Here is a 17,840-nt window from a genome sequence, read left to right as displayed (position 1 = left end):
CTAGATCCGCATCGGCATCACCACGTACTGAGCATCCTGATGTTCAAAATCCTCAATAATGGCACTGCTGATGGAATCGCTCAGGCTAATCCGAATTTGGTCACATTTTAACGTATTCAGCACGTCGAGCACATAAGAGACGTTAAAGCCGATCTCCATCTCGCCAGCGGCATATTGTACGTCAAGCAGCTCTTCGGCTTCTTCCTGTTCCGGGTTGTTGGCGGTGATGCGCAGCAGGTTTTCCTGCAGATTGAGACGCACCCCACGGAATTTCTCGTTGGAGAGGATGGCGGCGCGGGCAAACGCCTGACGCAGATCCTCACGGCCGGCGATGAGGGCCTTGTCGCTGTTGCGCGGAATGACGCGGCGCCAGTCCGGGAAGCGGCCATCCACCAGCTTGGAGGTGAAGATGAAGCCGTCCAGCGCAGCACGCAGGTTGCTGCGACCGATCTGCAGCCGCACCGGCTTGTCTTCCGCCTCCAGCAGACGCACCAGCTCCAATACCCCTTTGCGCGGCAGGATAACCTGATGATCGGGCAGCGATTCCCCTACTACCTCGCGGCGGCAGGTGGCCAGACGGTGACCGTCGGTCGCTACGGTACGCAGACCGTGACCTTCACTCTCGAACAGCATGCCGTTCAGGTAGTAACGCACGTCCTGGCTGGCCATGGAGAACTGGGTCGCATCGATCAGCTTCTTCAGCTCCAGCTGGCTGATATCGAACTCGAGCACGGATTCCCAATCTTCAATGTTCGGATACTCGGTCGCCGGCAGGGTCGAGAGGTTGAAGCGGGAGCGACCGGATCGGATGATCAGGCGCTCCCCTTCGGTATTGAGACGGATCTCGGCGCCTTCCGGCAGACCACGGCAGATATCCAGCAGCTTGCGCGCCGGTACTGTGGTGCGGCCATCTTCGCTGGCCCCGTTCAGATAGACCTGACCGATCATCTCTACTTCGAGATCGGTACCGGTCAGTGACAGCAGACCGTTGCTGACATCAAGCAGCACGTTGCCGAGGATCGGCAGGGTCGGTCGGCCGCCGAGGGCGCCGGACACCAGCTGCAGAGGACGTAACAGGGCCTCACGGCTAATTTCGAGCTGCATCTGTGCTCTCCGTTGTGATTAGGAGGAAAAGATTCGGATCAGGTTGGAATATTCGCGCTGCATCTGTCCACTCGATTCCGTTATCAGGAAGAAAGGGTACGGATCAGGTTGGAATAGTCCTCCTTGATGTCGTGACTCTCCTCCTTCAGCTGCTCGATCTTGCGGCAGGCATGAAGAACGGTAGTGTGGTCACGACCACCAAAGGCATCACCTATCTCCGGCAAACTGTGGTTGGTCAGCTCCTTGGCCAGTGCCATCGCCAGTTGGCGCGGACGGGCAACAGAGCGGGAACGACGCTTGGAGAGAAGATCCGCCAGCTTGATCTTGTAGTACTCCGCCACCGTCTTCTGGATGTTGTCGATGGTGACCAGCTTCTCCTGCAGTGCCAACAGGTCGCGCAGCGCTTCGCGCACGAAATCAATATTGATGGCACGGCCGGTGAAGTTGGCGTTGGCGATCACCCGGTTGAGGGCGCCTTCCAGTTCACGGACGTTGGATCGCAGACGTTTGGCAATGAAGAAGGCCACTTCGTCCGGCAGATGGATCTGGTTCTCGTCTGCCTTGCGCATCAGGATCGCGACACGGGTCTCCAGCTCCGGCGGTTCGATCGCCACGGTCAGGCCCCAGCCGAAGCGGGACTTGAGGCGATCCTCGACACCGTTGATCTCCTTCGGATAGCGATCCGAGGTCAGGATGATCTGCTGGTTACCTTCCAGCAAGGCATTGAAGGTATGGAAGAACTCCTCCTGGGAGCGCTCCTTGTTGGCGAAGAACTGGATGTCATCGATGAGCAGGGCATCGACGCTGCGGTAGTAACGCTTGAACTCTTCAATGGCGTTGTTTTGCAGCGCTTTCACCATGTCCTGAACAAACCGCTCGGAGTGCATATAGATGACTTTGGCATCTTTTTTACTCTCCTTGATGGCATTGCCAACGGCGTGCAGCAGGTGGGTTTTACCAAGGCCGGTGCCGCCATAGAGGAACAGCGGGTTGTAAGCACCACCCGGATTGTCCGCTACCTGACGGGCAGCCGCACGCGCCAACTGGTTGGACTTACCCTCGACGAAATTCTCGAAGGTATAGTTCACGTTGGTGTTGCTCTTGTGGTTCGGCTCGGGCTTGGCTTCAGCCTTGCTTTCCCAGCTCTTCTGCAAGTTATTCACAGGCGCGGCACCCTGTACCGGCGCTCTGGCGACAGCAACAGGATGGGGACGATTGCCTATATCAAAACGCAGGGCGGGGCCGTCGACCCCGCAGAGTTCGTTGATGATGCCGTTAACCCGGATGAGATACTTGTCTCGTACCCAGTCCAGAACAAAGCGATTCGGTGCATACAGGGTCAGAGTATTGTCACTCAACTCCGCTTGAAGCGGCCGGATCCACATGCTGAATTCTGCCGAGGGCAACTCATCTTGCAGCCGGTTAAGGCACTGCTGCCATAGCGAAGCAGTCACTCTAAACTCCTGTCGATTGATTAACTAAAGACCGGCTATTCTACGTTTTTAGCCGCCGGATCTCCAGCCATCGCCCGGTGGATCCAGCAAATAAGATCCTTGACTTTCAAGGATCCAGCGCCTTTGGATCGGATTTCATCCCCAAAGTTACCCACAGCTTGATCCACCGTCCGGATTGGTCGATCCCGTGCTTCTCTCCTGTTATTTCATATAACCAAATGTCATTTATTTTTTAAATTTTATTCCAATAACATCAGGGCCAAACCAGTTATTACAACTACAAATACAAGACATTGAGAGAGAGAAACACCATGAAAACATCCATCAAACTGATTTCCGGCGCAGCCATCCTGCTCGCCACCCTGTCCGGTCAGGCCATCGCCCAGGAGACCATCAAGGTCGGCATGTCTGGCAAATATTTCCCGTTCACCTTCGTCAAGCAGGACAAGCTGCAGGGCTTTGAAGTGGATATGTGGAACCAGATCGGCGAGCGTACCGGCTACAAGGTCGAATTCGTGACTGCCAGCTTCTCCGGCCTGTTCGGCATGCTGGAAACTGGCCGCATCGATACTATCTCCAACCAGATCACCATCACCGACGAGCGCAAGGCTAAGTACGACTTCTCCCAGCCTTACGTCTATGACGGCGCCCAGATCGTAGTACGCAAGGGCAACAGCACCATTCATGGCATCAAGGATCTGGAAGGCAAGAAGGTGGCCGTGAACCTGGGTTCCAACTTCGAAGAGCTGCTGCGCAAGAACGACCCGAACAAGAAGATCGATATCCGCACCTATGACTCCGCCTTCGAGCAGGATGTCGCCCTGGGTCGCATCGACGCCTTCGTGATGGACCGCGTCTCCACCGCCCAGCTGATCAAGGAGTCCAAGCTGCCGCTGCAACAGGCTGGCGCACCGTTCGAGACTATCGAGAACGCCCTGCCCTTCCTGAAGACCCCGGAGAAGCAGGCGCTGCTGAAGAAGGTCGACGAGGCCCTGACTGCCATGCGCAAGGATGGCTCCCTGCGTCAGATCTCCGAGAAATGGTTCGCTTCCGACATCACCGACAAATAAATGATGGAATTTGACCTCGAATACACGCTGGGGCTGTTTCCCATCCTGCTCAAATATCTGGGCACCACGATGGAGATGGCCCTGTGGGGATTCGCGTTGGCACTCGTACTCTCGCTGGCACTGGCGATAGTACGGGTCTTTCGCATCCCCGTGATCCACTGGCTGGCGATGCTCTATATCTCGTTCTTTCGGGGTACACCGCTGCTCGTCCAGCTGTTTCTGCTCTATTACGGGCTGCCACAACTGTTCCACGTATTTTCCGGGATGGATGCCTTTACCGCCGCCATCATAGGTCTGACCCTCCACTTTGCCGCCTACATGGCCGAGTCGATCAGAGCGTCGATCCTGGGTATCCACAAGAGCCAGATGGAGGCGGCGCTCAGTATCGGCATGAGCCGTTATCAGGCGATGCAGCGGATCATCCTGCCGCAGGCGGCCCGTATCGCCACCCCGTCGCTGATGAACTACTTCATCGACATGATCAAAAGCACCTCGCTGGCGTTCACCCTGGGAGTGGCCGAGATCATGGGCAAAGCGCAGATGGAAGCCTCCTCCTCCTTCAAGTTCTTCGAGAGCTTTATGGCGGTGGCGCTGATCTACTGGGTAGTGGTGATCTTCTTTACCCGCTTGCAGCATCTGCTGGAAATTCGTCTTAACCGTGCCTATTAAAGGAGGGCTCTCATGATCAAGCTAACCGGCCTCTCCAAGGCATATCACGGCAATCAGGTGCTCAACGGCATCGATCTGGAGGTCAAAAAGGGGGAAATTGTCGTCATCATCGGCCCCTCCGGCACCGGCAAGTCGACCCTGTTGCGCTGCCTGAACCTGCTGGAGACCCCGGATGCGGGCACCCTGGCCATCGACGATCTCAAGCTGAATCTGGCCAAGGCCAGCGAACAGCAGGCGATCGAGCTGCGCAAGCGGGCCTCCTTCGTGTTCCAGAACTACGCCCTGTTTGCCAACAAGACGGCGCTCGACAACATCGCCGAAGGGCTGATCACCGTCTGGAAGCAGCCAAAAGCGGAGGCCCGCGCCACAGCGCTCGGCATCCTCAAGGACATTGGCCTCGCCGACAAGCAGGATGCCTATCCGGCCTCCCTCTCCGGCGGCCAGCAGCAGCGGGTCGGCATTGGCCGCGCCATGGCGGCACACTCCAAGGTGATCCTGTTTGACGAGCCCACCTCGGCCCTCGATCCCGAGTGGGTCGACGAGGTTTTGGGACTGATGAAAGAGTTGGCCCGCCAGCACCAGACCATGGTGGTGGTGACTCATGAGATTGAATTTGCTCGTGATGTTGCCGATCGGGTGATCTTCATGGAAGGAGGACGGATCGTCGAGCAGGGCCCGCCGGATCAGATATTGGTCGATCCCAAGGATCCCCGTACCCGGGAGTTCTTGCGGAAAGTCCTTAAATAGCTCTCTCTTTGGCGGCCTGGCCGCCTTTTTTATTGAGGGATCCCTTGTTTAACCCCGGGTTGCCAGTATAATCCGGAGCCCTTGATCCTCTGGATCCTCACGCTCGGCAGTGGCCTTTTCAAGACCACGGCAGGATGAGAGGGAACGGCGGATTGACTAAAAGCCGAACTCTGTTTAGAATTCGGCCTCTTTTGCTAGTCGTCACACGCTATAGCTGGCGCGTCGGCTAAGTGTGACAATCAAAACTGTACAGAAATACGGAATCGAATCATGAAACGTACTTTTCAACCGTCCAACCTGAAGCGCAAGCGCTCTCACGGTTTCCGCGCCCGCATGGCAACTGCCAACGGTCGTAAAGTTCTGGCCGCTCGTCGTGCCAAGGGTCGTGCCCGCCTGGTAGTCTAATGCCTACCCAGCACACCTTCTCTCGGGAGTTACGTCTGTTAACTCCCGAACACTTCAAACGCGTTTTCGCCGAGCCTGTCCGGGCCGCCTCTCCGCAGATTACCCTTCTCGCTTCTCCCAATTCGCTCGAACACCCTCGTCTTGGTCTCGCTGTGCCCAAAAAAGCACTCAAGCGTGCCGTTTGGCGTAATCGTGTCAAACGGGTGGTTCGGGAAAGTTTCCGCCTCAAACAACATCAGCTGCCCGCTATCGACATCGTGGTGATCGCCAAGGCCGGTGTGAAAGAGATGGATAACGAGGAACTGTTCAAGTTACTGGAAAAGCTATGGCGCACCCTGTCACGCCGTTGCAATGGGTAGCTATCAAACTGATACGCCTGTATCAGCTAATCATTAGCCCTCTGCTCGGGCCGCGCTGCCGTTTTACCCCAACTTGTTCCCAATTTGCGATAGAAGCCATCCGACTTCACGGTTTCATAAAAGGCGTTTGGTTAGCCAGCAAACGTCTATTAAAATGCCATCCCTTATCCGAGGGTGGTTATGACCCGGTTCCGCAACCAAAGCGAAGAAACTGAAAACTATGGAATCACAACGCAATCTACTCCTGATCGGTTTGCTGTTCGTGAGCTTTCTGCTCTGGCAACAGTGGGAGTCCGACAAGGCTCCGAAGCCGGCCCCGACTACCGTGGCCCAAACCGAACATTTCGTACCTGAAGCCGGTCAGACCGGTGATATTCCTCAGGTTTCCGAGCAAGCCAATGCGACTGCCGCACGCAAGCTGATCACCGTCTCCTCTGACGTGCTCAAGCTGACCCTGGATACCCAGGGTGGCGACATCGTGTCTGCCGAACTGCTGTCTCACAAACTGGAAGAGGGCAAGGACCAACCGTTCGTGCTGCTGACCAGCAAGCCTGAGCACCTCTATATCGCCCAGAGCGGTCTGGTGGGTCGCAATGGTCCGGACAGTCAGGCCGAAGGTCGTCCTACCTATGAAGCCGCCCAGACCAGCTATCAGCTGGCCGATGGTCAGGATCAAGTCGTCGTTCCGATGACCTGGACCGACAGCAAGGGCGTGGTCTTCACCAAGGAGTTCATCCTCAAGCGTGGCGACTATGCCGTTGGCGTTGATTACAAGATCGACAACAAATCTGCCGAGCCGGTTCAGGTGCAGTTCTATGGTCAGCTGAAGCAGACCGTAGCCACACCGAAGGATCAGGAAGGTCATGCCATGGTAGCCAGCGCTTACCGTGGTGGTGCCTTCTCCACTGAAGATACCCGCTACAAGAAGTACACCTTCGACGAGATGAAGGATGCCGACCTGAACAAGACCACCAAGGGTGGTTGGGTCGCCATGCTGCAACACTACTTCGTTTCTGCCTGGGCTCCGAATGCCAACGATACCAACAGCTTCTACAGCCGCGTGATCCCTGGCAAAGGCCAGGCCATCATCGGTTACAAGGCGCCGATGGTTGACGTGGCTGCCGGTCAACAGGCCGAAGTGACCAGCAAACTGTGGGTTGGCCCCAAGCTGCAAGACCAGATGGCCAAGGTGGCTAACCATCTCGACCTGACCGTCGACTACGGCTGGCTGTGGTTCATCGCCCAACCGCTGCACTGGCTGCTGACCGTGTTCCACGGTTTCGTCCAGAACTGGGGTCTGGCCATCATCATGCTGACCCTGCTGGTACGCGGCATCATGTTCCCGCTGACCAAGGCCCAGTACACCTCCATGGCCAAGATGCGCATGCTGCAACCCAAGATTGCGGCCCTGCGCGAGCGCTTCGGCGATGACCGCCAGAAGATGTCTCAGGGCATGATGGAGCTGTACAAGAAGGAGAAGGTCAACCCGCTGGGTGGCTGCCTGCCGATCCTGGTTCAGATGCCGATCTTCATCGCCCTTTACTGGGCACTGATGGAGTCCGTTGAACTGCGTCACGCGCCGTTTGCCCTGTGGATCACTGACCTGTCAGTCAAGGACCCCTTCTTCGTGCTGCCAATCCTCATGGGTGCCTCCATGTGGTATCTGCAGAAGATGAGCCCGACCACCGTAACCGACCCGATGCAGCAGAAAGTGATGCAGTTCATGCCGATCATCTTCACTTTCATGTTCCTCTGGTTCCCGGCTGGCCTGACTCTCTACTGGCTGGTGAGCAACGTCATCTCCATCATCCAGCAGACCATCATCTATCGTCAGCTGGAGAAGAAAGGACTGCATTCACGCAGCTAATCTTCCCGTGATGACAAAAGAGGCGGCCTTCGGGCCGCCTTTTTTATTACAATGTCTCCCACTACGTTTTCCTATCAGCGAACAAACGAGCCAAGCAAGATGACAACAGATACGATCGTGGCCCAGGCCACCGCGCCAGGCCGTGGTGGCGTCGGCATAGTCCGGGTCTCCGGCCCCGCCGCCGAACAGGTCGCCGAGATAGTGCTCGGCAAGCTCCCTCGGGTGCGCTACGCCGAATATCTGCCGTTCAAGGATGAGCAAGGCCAGGTACTGGATCAGGGCATCGCCCTGCTGTTCAAAGCCCCCAACAGCTTCACCGGCGAGGATGTGCTGGAGCTGCAGGGCCACGGCGGCCCCGTCATCATGGACATGCTGATCCGCCGCATTCTGAAAATCGATGGCATCCGCACTGCCCGCCCCGGCGAGTTCAGCGAGCGCGCCTTCATCAACGACAAGCTGGATCTGGCCCAGGCCGAAGCTATCGCTGACCTTATCGAAGCCTCCAGCGAACAGGCCGCCCGCAGCGCCATGCACTCCCTGCAGGGGCAGTTCTCCAGCAAAATCCAGCAACTGGTGGAGAGCCTGATCCGGCTGCGCATCTATGTGGAAGCGGCCATCGACTTCCCGGACGAGGAGATCGACTTCCTCTCCGACGGCAAGGTGGCGGGCGACCTCTACAGCATCATGTCCGAGCTGGACGACGTGCGCGGGGAAGCCAAACAGGGCGCCCTGCTGCGGGAAGGGATGAAGGTGGTGATCGCCGGTCGTCCCAACGCCGGCAAATCGAGCCTGCTAAATGCCCTGGCGGGCCGTGAGTCGGCCATCGTCACCGAGATTGCCGGTACCACCCGCGACGTGCTGCGCGAGCATATCCATCTCGATGGCATGCCGCTGCACATCATCGACACCGCCGGTCTGCGCGACACTCAGGACAAGGTGGAGCAGATCGGTATCGAGCGCGCCTGGGCCGAGATCGAACAGGCCGATCGGGTGCTGTTTATGGTGGATGGCACCACCACGGATGCGGTTGACCCGCGAGAGATCTGGCCGGAATTTGTTGATCGGTTGCCAAAAAACATCGGCCTCACCGTCATTCGCAACAAGGCCGACCTGACCGGCGAGGATCTGGCACCGAGCCAGGAGCTGGGCCACGCCGTCTACCGTATCTCCGCCAAGACCGAGCTGGGGCTGCCTGCCCTGCGCGAGCACCTGAAAGCCTGCATGGGCTTCCAGGGCAACACCGAAGGGGGCTTTATGGCCCGCCGCCGCCATCTGGATGCGCTGGAGCGCGCCGCCGAGCGCCTGCTGGTGGCCAAAGAGCAACTGGAAGTGTTCGTGGCTGGCGAGCTGGTGGCCGAAGAGTTGCGCCTCGCACAGGAGTCCCTCTCCGAGATCACCGGTGAATTCAGCTCCGACGATCTGCTGGGCCGTATCTTCTCCAGCTTCTGCATCGGCAAGTAACTCTCCGCACAGCAGGCAACAAAAAGCCCGGGTTCATCCCGGGCTTTTTGTTGTGCGTTTTTTGTCCGCCAACCTAGAGGCGACGCAGGCACCACATGAAGTAAGCGCCCCCTAACAGGGTGGAGACCAGTCCGACCGGCACCTCCTGCGGGAAGAGGATCTGCTGGCCGACCCAGTCCGCCGATACCATCAACAGGGCACCGGAAGCGGCGGCCCCAAGCAGGTGCCAGCGAGCCCGCACCAGACCCATCAGCTTGGCCATATGTGGCGCCAGAAGACCGACGAATGAGAGCGGCCCGACCACCAGGGTGGCGCTGGCAGTGAGCACAGCCACCAGCAGCAGGATGGCGAGCTGGGCACGGTTGAGGCGAATACCGAGTGCAGTGGCTACCGCCGCCCCCATCGGCATCAGATCGAGCCAGCGGCTCACCAACAGGCAACCAGCCAGCATTAACAGCGCCAGCCCCACCAACCCATAGGCCACCGGCAGGGTGACGTAGTAGGTGGAGCCGGACATCCAGGAGAGCAGTTGCTGCACCCGCAGGTCACCGTTGGCCAGCGCGATGGCCTGCAGCGGTTCAAACAGTGCCGTGATGGCAATACCTGAGAGCAGGATCCGCTCCGGCTGGAAGCCGTGCTTGCGATTGACCACCACCAGCAGCAACAGGCAGCCGAAGGCACCGAGCAGGCCACCGGCCAGCATCAGCGGCAAAGGCAACGCGGGCAGCAGCAGCGCCGTGGCAATCACCCCCATAAAGGTGCCGCCGCTCACCCCCAGCAGCTCCGGGCTCGCCATAGGATTGTTGCTGACCCGCTGCAACAGGGTGCCCGCCAGCGCCAGCAGCACGCCAGCCGCCCCCGCCGCCAGAGAGCGCGGCAGCCGCCACTCCAGCTGGGCCTGCCAGCGGAGCCAGCTCGGCCAACTCCAGCCCGTCATTCCCTGCCCAACCAGCAGGGAGGCGACCACGGCCAGCAGCAACCCGACCAGCAACAGGCCGATAAGGCGAGCCGGTGCCGGATGGCGGGCCACCAGCAGGGCGGCGTTAGCCTTAGGCGTACCCGACTTGATGCCAAGGCGCGGGATCAGCCAGAGCAGCAGCGGCGCCCCCAGCAGGGCGGTCATGGCGCCGGTGGGGATCAAGACTGGCCAGAAGCGGCTCAGGCTCTGCAGTAGCAGATCGGTCGCTGCCAGCAGCAGGGCGCCGAGGATCGGTGCCCACAACAGCTGCTGGCCGAGCTGGCGGATCCCGAGCAGCCGCACCATGGCGGGTGCGGCCAGCCCGATAAAGCCGATCAGCCCCACCACGCTCACCACGCAAGCGGTGACAAACACCGCCAGTCCAAGTCCGGCAAAACGCAGATGCTGAAGGGAGACCCCCAGACTGCGGGCGCTGGCATCATCCAGCTCCAGCACTGCCAGCGGGCGTACCAGCACAACGGCCAGCGCAGCGGCTACCAGCAGGCGGGGTAACAGGTAACTCACCCCGCTCCAGCTGTTCTGCACTAGCGAGCCACTGCCCCACACCAGCAAGCCTTTCAGCTCCTCCTGAAAGAACAGCAAGAGCCCCATGCTGATGGCCGCCAGATAGAGGTTGATCACCAGCCCGGCAAAGACGATGACCACCGGATTGAGCTGGCGACGCCAGGCCAGAGCAAACACCAGTGCCATCGCGAGGCTGCCACCGGCCATGGCGATCCACTCCCGCCCCAACAGCAACCAGGAGGGGGCAAACAGGGTCACCATCATCAGCGCCAGCTGGGCGCCGGAGGCAACCCCAAGAGTGGTGGGTGACGCGAGTGGATTGCGCAGCACCTGCTGCATCAGGGTACCTGCCAGCCCGAGCGCCGCCCCAGCCAGCAGGGTGACCACCAAACGGGGCAGCCAGCTGAAATGCACCACTGCTTGGCTGACGTCATCCAGATTGGGGGCGAAGATACTCTGCCACCAGATCGCACCGGGCAGCTGGCGAGCCAGCTCCCAATACGCGAGCGAGAGGGTCAACCCCAGCAGGATCGAGACCGGTCGCAGCAGCGGCGATGTGAGCAGTCGCTTCATCGGCTCGCCCCCATACGCTCGGCATCTTGCAGCAATGCATCACTGAGCAGACCGGCGAAACGGCGAGCGGCAAGTACGCCGCCAAAACTCCAGACCGCAGGCAGATGCAGCACAGGTGCCTGCCGAACCAGCGGCAGATGCTGCCACAGCCCAGGCTCCTGCAGCCGTTCACTCACCCCTACCGGGATGGGATCGACCACCACCAGCCGCGCGGTTGGCAAGGTCATAAACTGCTCGATGCTGACCACCGAGAAACCCCAGTCATTGGTCTGCTCCTGCCAGCCATTGCGCAGCCCAAGCCGCGTCATCACCGCATCGAACAGGCTGTGGCGACCAAACACCCGCACATGGCGCTCATCGATAAACTGCACCACCAGCAGGGGCGACAGATCCGCAGGCAATCTGGCCTGCATACTGGCGAGATCCCGATCCAGCCCGGCCAGCAGCCGTTCGCCCTCGGCGGTTTTGCCCACCATACGGGCGAGGGTCAGGGTCACCTCGTGCAACCGCTGCCACAGATCGGTTTGCCCATCATAGAGGGCGATGGTGCTCACCGGCGCGATGCGGGAAAGAGTTGGCGCCAGCGGGGCCGCCAGCGGCGAGATGAGGATGCGATCGGGTTTGAGCTCCGTCAGCAGCTCACGGTTGGGCTGGGTGCGCAGGCCGATATCCACCACCCCGGCGGGTAGCCGTGGCTCGCCAACCCATGCCTGATAGGGGCCAACATCCCCCACCGCCAGCGGCGTCACCCCGAGCGCCAGCAGGGTTTCGGCTATGGTCCAGTCGACAGTGGCGATACGGGGTAGCGATGCAGAGGCGATCGGGGATGTGTCGGCCTGCGCCGCTAGTGGCAGCAGCAGGCTAATAAGGCAGGGTGCCATCTTCTTCAATAAACGGTTCAAGAGAGCCCCCCGGTCAGACGATGGCGATGGGATGAGCATGAGCCGGGTGGCGAATGACCTCCATCGGAATGCCATAGATAGCGTGCAGGGTCTCGCTGGTCATGAGCCCCTCAGGTTCACCGTGGGTAAGCAGGCGGCCGGAGTGGAGCGCCACCAGCCGATCACAGAAGCGGGAGGCCATATTGATGTCGTGAATGACGATGATGACCCCAAGGTTTAGCTGACGGCTCAACTGCTTGACGAGCGTCAGCACCTCCACCTGATGGGCCACATCCAGCGCGGCCAGCGGCTCGTCCAGCAGGATAAAACGGCTCTCCTGGGCCAGCAGCATCGCCAGCCAGACCCGCCCCCGCTCGCCGCCGGAGAGGGTATCCACCAGCCGATCGGCAAAGCGTTCGGTATGGGTAAGGGCGATGGCCCGATCGACCTGGCGGTGATCCTCCGCCCCCATCCGGCCCAGCAGGCCGCGCCAGGGATAGCGGCCCATCTCCACCAGCTCCCGCCCGAGCAGATTCTCAGCGCTCGGCAGATGCTGGGGCAGATAGGCCACCTGACGGGCGAACTCCCGGTTGCCCCATTCGGGTAGCGGCTTGCCATCGAACAGGATCTCTCCATCACTCAAGGGTTGCTGGCGTGCCAGCAGCTTGAGCAGGGTCGATTTGCCCGAACCATTGTGGCCGATGAGGCCATAGACCTGTCCCTGCTCAAAACGCAGGTCGGTGGGGTGCAGCAGCGTGCGGTCATTGACCGTGAAGCTGGCTGATTTCATCTCGAACATAAGCAATTCCTGTGCTGGCTTGCCGCCAGTCTCATCGGTGCCGGTATCAAGCCGGCACCTCGCAATCCAGATGGGCGATCGCATCGCGGCTCACTGCGGCGCGGCGCGCCCCGGTCAGCTCAGTGAGCTGGCCCTGGCGCATCTCCAGCAGGCGATCTGCCAGCGGGAAGTAGTGATCGTCGTGACTGATGGCAATCACTGTCTTGCCCATCTCCTTGAGGCGCGGCAACAGCACCTGATAGAAGATGCGGCGGAACTGGGGATCCTGATCCGCAGCCCACTCGTCAAACAGCATCACCTCGCGCTGCTCGGCCAGCGCCAGCAGCAGGGCGACCCGCTTGCGCTGCCCTTGGGAGAGATCGATATCGGCGATAAAGCCATCCTTGATGGTGAGCTTGCTGCCCATCTGCAACCGCTCCAGCCACTCGGCCACCAGCTCATCCTTGGGTTCCGGCCCCAGCAGGTGCTGGAACAGGTGATAGTCGGTGAAGATGGCGGAGAAGAGCGCCAGATAGCCGTTGCGATCGGTGACGGGTTCACCATCCAACAGGATGCGGCCCGATACCGGTTGATAGAGGCCGATCAGCAGCATGGCCAGGGTCGACTTGCCGGAGCCATTGCCACCGATGATGAAGATCTGCTCCCCCTTTTCGATGACCAGATCGATGGGGCCGACGGCAAAACCGCCCTCCCCCTGATAGTGAAAGCTCACCTGCTCCAACTCGATACGCTGCCAGGGGCGGATGGCGGGCGGCAGCGGGAAGTCCGCATCCGGCTCGGCCAGATTGAGGGCGGCTATCTTGTCGAACGCCACCTGAGCGGCAAGCAGGGTCGGCAGGGCGCCAATCCCCTGCAACAGCGGGGTGCGCAGGAACAGCAGGGTCAGGGCGAAGGTGGCGGCCACATTGGTGTTGGCCCAGCCAAGGCCGTTGGCCAGAAAGAAGACCAGACCGATGGCCCCCAGCATCATGATATTCGACCAGTTCACCGCGCTCAGGTGATAGGTGTCGGCGCGAATGATCTGCTGGCGGTAGTCACGGGCATTTTGCTCATAGAGCTGGTGGTAAACGAAGTGAGCCCGCTCGAGGTTGAGCGCCAGCTCCTTGCTGCCGGCGATGATGGCCTGATAGTTCTGATAGAGCCGATCTTCGGCCTGACGCATGTGGGAGAGATGGCGATAAACACGGTTCACCAGCAACCAGCCCACCACCATGGTGACGGTGACCCAGAGCGCGGTCACCCCGAGCAGGGCCGGAGAGAGCCAGCCGAGATAGAGGGCAGAACCCAGCGTGAGCACCAGCCCCTGCACCAGCTCAGGCAGGCGCACGAAGGCGATGGTGATCTGGCCGATATCGCTGGAGAGGGAGGCCAGCAGCGGCCCCTGACCAATCTGGCGGATGCGGGCGACATCGGTATCCAGCAGTTGCTTGAGCAGACGGCCGCGCAACCGGTAGACAAAATGGTGACCGAGAGTGGTCAGGGCCAGCTGAGATCCGAGTGTGATCACCAGCAGCAACACAATCAGGCCGACCAGCTGACCGAGGATCGGCAGCGGATCACCTATAGATTCGATAAGAGACAGATTGATAAAGGCAATGACGCCAATCCCGCTGACTGCACTGAGCAGACTGAGCAGGGTAATGGCGATGAAGGGCCAACGATATTGGCGATAAACCAGAGAAAAGAGTTCCATAACGGACCGGTATTCCAGAGAGATCAGAACAACTGCGGGTGAAAAGAAGGGCGGGAATCTGGTTCCCACCCGACTTCGATTACCAGCGGTAGTTGATGCTGCCCACTACGCTGCGCGGCTCGCCGTAGTAGCAGTAGTAGTCACAACTGGCCACGTAGGTTTCACCCAGCAGGTTGTTGACGTTGAGCTGGGCACGCCAGTTCTTGGCAAAGTCATACCCGATCATCGCATCCCAGACGGTATGGGCCGGCACCTCGGCAGAGCCGTAGATGGGGGTATAGTCCGCATTCACGGCGCCAATACCCACGCTGGAACCGGTATAACGTACACCGGTACCCAGCTCCAGACCCGAAGCCACCCCTTGCTGCACCTTGTAGTTGCCCCAGAAGGAGGCTTGGTGGCGAGGGATCAGGCTGGCACGGCGATCGCCACTGCCGGTGTCGTTGGTTTTGGCATCTGTGTAGGTATAAGCAGCGGTCAGACGCAGCGCATCTGTCACCTGCACGCTCCCTTCCAGCTCAACCCCCTGAGAGGTCACTTCACCCGCCTGGGTCTGCTGGCCGGAACCGGTAGAGACCAGCGAGTTGGTCTGAGCCAGATCGAACAGCGCCAGATTGATGTAACCGTCGAGGAAGGCAGGCGCATACTTCACGCCGGTCTCGTAGAGCTTGCCCTTGAGCGGCTTGTAGGAACTCTTGGTGTTGGGATCGATCCCCGGCAGCACCTCGAACGACTCGGCATAGGCAAAGTAGGGAGAGAGGCCGTTGTCAGCCAGATACATCAGGCTGCCCGAGAGGGATAGCTCGTGATCGTACTGGCGCTCGTCCTTGCTGGTATTGGTGTTGTGGGTCTCCACATAGTCAAAACGGCCACCGGCAGTCAACAACCAGCGATCGTCCCAGCGGATCTGGTGCTGGGCATAGAGGCCGCTCTGGCCCTTGCTGCTCTTCTGGTGAGTAGCAGTCGACTCATCAAAACCGGGGAAGCCGCTGTAATCCGGGTTCATGGTATTGATGGAGCCCATACCGTAGTTGTCGGCCTCGACCCCTTCATTGACATGACGCTGCAGATCAACTCCCAGCAACAAGGTCTGCTCGGTGCTGTCGGTGTTCCAGTAGCCCACCATCTGGTTATCCATGGTGGCACTCTTGGTATTGCCATCACGGTAAACCAGGCCACGACTGGCAGTTGTGCCTTCATAGGTCGGGAAGATATAGGTCTGGCGCAGCAGCAGATCGTTGTAGTTGAAGCGTACGTTCTGCTTGAACTCCCAGGTCTGGTTGAGCTGGTGGGCCAGCTCGTAACCGGTGGAGATCTGGGTATTGCGGTTGCGATCGTAATCCGGCTGGCTCAGGTTGGTGGAGGGATCAATCTGGCCACCTGACGTATTCAGGGTGCCATAGACCGGGAAGAAGCCGTTGGTCGGGACCCCTTCGTCGTGCAGAAAACTGGCCAGCAGGGTCAGGCTGGTACGATCCGAAAGATCGAAGGTGACGCTCGGCGCCAGATAAACCCGATCGTTGTAGGTGCCGGTAAGCACGCCATCACGCTCTTTATAAAGAGCAACCATGCGGTAGCGGCTGTTGTCGGAGAGCGCGTCAGAGACGTCCACCCCGACCTGACGATGATCCCGGCTGCCAAGCTGCAGATCCACCTGCCCTTGCGGCGTGGCGGTCGGCCGCTTGCTGATGGCATTGATCACCCCACCCGGAGGTGCCTCACCGTAAAGGATCGAGGCTGGCCCCTTCAGCACTTCCACACTCTCCAGACCGAACGGTTCCGGCGTCCAGACGTAGTAGCCGGTGCCAAACAACCGGTTGCCATCCAGATAAGAGGCGGCATCGAAGCCACGCACCTTGAACCAGTCAGTGTTGTTGTCTGAGCCATAGAGGCCGGTCAATACGCCGGAACGGTAGCGAATCGCTTCATCCAGCTGCAACACGGCGTGCTGATCCAGTTCCTCGCGATTAACCACGGAGACGGCGCGAGGGGTCTCGGCCATCGGCACTTCCACCTTCATGGCCGTACCTGTCACCACCATGGTTTCGCTGGCTTTGGGCAGCTCAGCGGTGGTTTGTTCGGCCATCAGCGGCAGGGAGACGAGCAAACCGGAGAGCGAAAGCACGCCGAAGGCGCCCTTCTTGCCGGGTCCTGTAGTGTATTTTTGCGCAATCATATAAAGTCTCGTTTATCAATGAGTTATGTTGTTTTAATTGTTATTTTTGGTCGTTTGTCACGACATCACCCTGTTCCATGGGCGAATAAAGCAGCGCAATCCTACTACAGGAGCCGTGATCGAATCGATTCAATAATTGCTAATCATTTGCATCTACATTGTTATCTGACTGCATCGTTGGCAGAATTCCGCGGGAGATGGGAGCCATCAGGAGAGCTATGAGCGGAGAAGAAAATGGAGAGGAATATAAAGAAGCAGAAAAAAGATCGGCAGGATGGATCCGGTGGCATTATCTGACTGGATCCATTATCCCCAAGCTTTATCCATATTTATCCACACCCTTTGGCGGTAGAATCCGGCTTTCCGTTTCTTTGTCTGAAATCAGGATCCATTCCATGGCCAAACTCAATCTCGTCGTCGGCTCCATGCTGGGCGCCGCCGAATATGTCGCAGACCACGTCGCCAACCTGCTGGAACAGGCTGGCCACCAGACCCGGATCCACAACCCGGCCAAGCTGGCAGAGGTGCTGGATGATGCGGGATCCATCCTGCTGGTGGTCACTTCCACCCATGGTGCCGGGGATGTGCCCGATAACCTGCAACCCTTCGCCAAGGATCTTGCCGAGCAGAATCCGGATCTTAATTCATTGAAATATGGCGTGATCGCCCTTGGCGACAGCAGTTATGACACCTTTTGCCAAGGTGGCAAGACGCTGGATCGGCTGCTGGCCGAGTGCGGTGCCAGCCGGATCGGCGAGCGGCTCGACATCGATGTGACCCAACACGAGATCCCCGAAGATGCCGCAGAAGTGTGGATCCGCGACTGGATGACGATGATCGCCTGATCAGCGTACGGGAGATCCTGAAGAAAAGCTTGATCTCCCCCACTTATCCCCAGATCGACTATCCACCATGTTATTAACAGATTGATCCGGGGGAGTTGTTCTACAAGGTTACCCACAACGCCCAGGGGTAATGTGCATAACTACGGTGTAAAGCTCTGCAAAACCTATAGTTATCCATGTATTAGATCCAGACCGACAGACCTCTGTGTATAAAAGTCCTGGTTATCCCCTCGTTCACCGGGCCAGGATCCAAG

The 17,840-nt window shown here is 59.2% G+C and carries 16 protein-coding genes; 9 read left to right on the top strand and 7 right to left on the bottom strand.

Translation table 11 applies throughout. The features are described from left to right. Both dnaN and dnaA read right to left on the bottom strand, forming a co-directional pair. A complete protein-coding gene (gene dnaN, locus G5229_RS17445) occupies positions 1 to 1,104 on the bottom strand; it encodes a DNA polymerase III subunit beta (RefSeq protein WP_005339306.1) in 1,104 nt (367 codons plus the stop codon). Between the two features lie 83 nt (positions 1,105 to 1,187). Continuing rightward, positions 1,188 to 2,558, bottom strand: a complete 1,371-nt coding sequence (dnaA, locus tag G5229_RS17440; protein WP_005339307.1) for a chromosomal replication initiator protein DnaA — start codon at positions 2,556 to 2,558, stop codon at positions 1,188 to 1,190. 311 nt (positions 2,559 to 2,869) lie between these two features. On the opposite strand from dnaA, the gene G5229_RS17435 reads away from it, so the two are divergent. From G5229_RS17435 to mnmE, 8 genes are all read left to right on the top strand, one after another. Beyond that, positions 2,870 to 3,628, top strand: a complete 759-nt coding sequence (locus tag G5229_RS17435; protein WP_005339308.1) for an amino acid ABC transporter substrate-binding protein — start codon at positions 2,870 to 2,872, stop codon at positions 3,626 to 3,628. Then, the gene (locus G5229_RS17430) at positions 3,629 to 4,297 is read left to right on the top strand and encodes an amino acid ABC transporter permease (protein WP_421209808.1); all 669 of its coding nucleotides are present in this window, start codon (positions 3,629 to 3,631) and stop codon (positions 4,295 to 4,297) included. A 12-nt stretch (positions 4,298 to 4,309) separates the two neighbouring features. After that, positions 4,310 to 5,044 (top strand): amino acid ABC transporter ATP-binding protein, encoded by a 735-nt coding sequence (locus G5229_RS17425; protein WP_040068428.1) that lies wholly within the window; start codon positions 4,310 to 4,312, stop codon positions 5,042 to 5,044. A gap of 270 nt (positions 5,045 to 5,314) precedes the next feature. Further along, a complete protein-coding gene (gene rpmH / locus G5229_RS17420; RefSeq protein ID WP_005307156.1) occupies positions 5,315 to 5,449 on the top strand; it encodes a 50S ribosomal protein L34 in 135 nt (44 codons plus the stop codon). Beyond that, on the top strand, positions 5,449 to 5,808 hold the full coding sequence (rnpA, locus tag G5229_RS17415) for a ribonuclease P protein component (protein WP_005342318.1): 360 nt from the start codon (positions 5,449 to 5,451) through the stop codon (positions 5,806 to 5,808). Before rpmH ends, rnpA begins: the two co-directional genes overlap by 1 nt. After that, entirely contained in the window at positions 5,775 to 6,023 is a 249-nt protein-coding gene (gene yidD / locus G5229_RS17410; protein ID WP_075116235.1) for a membrane protein insertion efficiency factor YidD, read from the top strand. The genes rnpA and yidD overlap by 34 nt, the downstream gene beginning before the upstream one ends. A 5-nt stretch (positions 6,024 to 6,028) precedes the next feature. Further along, positions 6,029 to 7,675, top strand: coding sequence for a membrane protein insertase YidC (yidC, locus tag G5229_RS17405; RefSeq protein WP_350235434.1), 1,647 nt, complete (start codon positions 6,029 to 6,031; stop codon positions 7,673 to 7,675). 99 nt (positions 7,676 to 7,774) lie between these two features. Next, positions 7,775 to 9,136, top strand: coding sequence for a tRNA uridine-5-carboxymethylaminomethyl(34) synthesis GTPase MnmE (gene mnmE / locus G5229_RS17400; protein ID WP_421209806.1), 1,362 nt, complete (start codon positions 7,775 to 7,777; stop codon positions 9,134 to 9,136). A 73-nt stretch (positions 9,137 to 9,209) separates the two neighbouring features. Here the strand turns inward: mnmE and fhuB are convergent, their stop codons facing one another. The 5 genes from fhuB to G5229_RS17375 form a co-directional block, all read right to left on the bottom strand. Further along, entirely contained in the window at positions 9,210 to 11,192 is a 1,983-nt protein-coding gene (gene fhuB / locus G5229_RS17395; RefSeq protein WP_421209804.1) for a Fe(3+)-hydroxamate ABC transporter permease FhuB, read from the bottom strand. After that, entirely contained in the window at positions 11,189 to 12,073 is an 885-nt protein-coding gene (locus G5229_RS17390; RefSeq protein WP_421209860.1) for an ABC transporter substrate-binding protein, read from the bottom strand. The genes fhuB and G5229_RS17390 overlap by 4 nt, the downstream gene beginning before the upstream one ends. A 34-nt stretch (positions 12,074 to 12,107) precedes the next feature. Further along, the gene (locus G5229_RS17385; protein ID WP_421209802.1) at positions 12,108 to 12,872 is read right to left on the bottom strand and encodes an ATP-binding cassette domain-containing protein; all 765 of its coding nucleotides are present in this window, start codon (positions 12,870 to 12,872) and stop codon (positions 12,108 to 12,110) included. 46 nt (positions 12,873 to 12,918) lie between these two features. Beyond that, on the bottom strand, positions 12,919 to 14,565 hold the full coding sequence (locus G5229_RS17380; RefSeq protein ID WP_421209800.1) for a multidrug ABC transporter permease/ATP-binding protein: 1,647 nt from the start codon (positions 14,563 to 14,565) through the stop codon (positions 12,919 to 12,921). A gap of 79 nt (positions 14,566 to 14,644) precedes the next feature. Beyond that, on the bottom strand, positions 14,645 to 16,741 hold the full coding sequence (locus G5229_RS17375; RefSeq protein WP_421209798.1) for a TonB-dependent siderophore receptor: 2,097 nt from the start codon (positions 16,739 to 16,741) through the stop codon (positions 14,645 to 14,647). 395 nt (positions 16,742 to 17,136) lie between these two features. On the opposite strand from G5229_RS17375, the gene mioC reads away from it, so the two are divergent. After that, positions 17,137 to 17,586 carry an FMN-binding protein MioC gene (gene mioC, locus G5229_RS17370; protein ID WP_181363335.1) on the top strand — a complete coding sequence of 150 codons (450 nt, stop codon included), beginning with the start codon at positions 17,137 to 17,139 and terminating at the stop codon, positions 17,584 to 17,586. Positions 17,587 to 17,840 lie beyond the last annotated feature (254 nt).

Origin of the sequence: Aeromonas sp. 602396, assembly GCF_049173735.1 — a bacterium.
GTDB classification, from domain to species: Bacteria; Pseudomonadota; Gammaproteobacteria; order Enterobacterales; family Aeromonadaceae; genus Aeromonas; species Aeromonas veronii_A.
The sequence above is the reverse complement of the archived record's forward strand: the minus strand, read 5'-3'. Positions and strand labels throughout refer to the sequence as shown.

Bases quoted from the DNA above. Each gene is read 5' to 3' on its own strand.
- dnaN (WP_005339306.1), bottom strand. From the start codon at position 1,104: ATGCAGCTCGAAATTAGCCGTGAGGCCCTGTTACGTCCTCTGCAGCTG.
- fhuB (WP_421209804.1), bottom strand. From the start codon at position 11,192: ATGAAGCGACTGCTCACATCGCCGCTGCTGCGACCGGTCTCGATCCTG.
- G5229_RS17425 (WP_040068428.1), top strand. From the start codon at position 4,310: ATGATCAAGCTAACCGGCCTCTCCAAGGCATATCACGGCAATCAGGTG.
- G5229_RS17375 (WP_421209798.1), bottom strand. From the start codon at position 16,741: ATGATTGCGCAAAAATACACTACAGGACCCGGCAAGAAGGGCGCCTTC.
- rpmH (WP_005307156.1), top strand. From the start codon at position 5,315: ATGAAACGTACTTTTCAACCGTCCAACCTGAAGCGCAAGCGCTCTCAC.
- mnmE (WP_421209806.1), top strand. From the start codon at position 7,775: ATGACAACAGATACGATCGTGGCCCAGGCCACCGCGCCAGGCCGTGGT.
- mioC (WP_181363335.1), top strand. From the start codon at position 17,137: ATGGCCAAACTCAATCTCGTCGTCGGCTCCATGCTGGGCGCCGCCGAA.
- G5229_RS17430 (WP_421209808.1), top strand. From the start codon at position 3,629: ATGATGGAATTTGACCTCGAATACACGCTGGGGCTGTTTCCCATCCTG.
- G5229_RS17390 (WP_421209860.1), bottom strand. From the start codon at position 12,073: ATGGCACCCTGCCTTATTAGCCTGCTGCTGCCACTAGCGGCGCAGGCC.
- G5229_RS17435 (WP_005339308.1), top strand. From the start codon at position 2,870: ATGAAAACATCCATCAAACTGATTTCCGGCGCAGCCATCCTGCTCGCC.
- rnpA (WP_005342318.1), top strand. From the start codon at position 5,449: ATGCCTACCCAGCACACCTTCTCTCGGGAGTTACGTCTGTTAACTCCC.
- G5229_RS17380 (WP_421209800.1), bottom strand. From the start codon at position 14,565: ATGGAACTCTTTTCTCTGGTTTATCGCCAATATCGTTGGCCCTTCATC.
- yidD (WP_075116235.1), top strand. From the start codon at position 5,775: ATGGCGCACCCTGTCACGCCGTTGCAATGGGTAGCTATCAAACTGATA.
- G5229_RS17385 (WP_421209802.1), bottom strand. From the start codon at position 12,872: ATGTTCGAGATGAAATCAGCCAGCTTCACGGTCAATGACCGCACGCTG.
- yidC (WP_350235434.1), top strand. From the start codon at position 6,029: ATGGAATCACAACGCAATCTACTCCTGATCGGTTTGCTGTTCGTGAGC.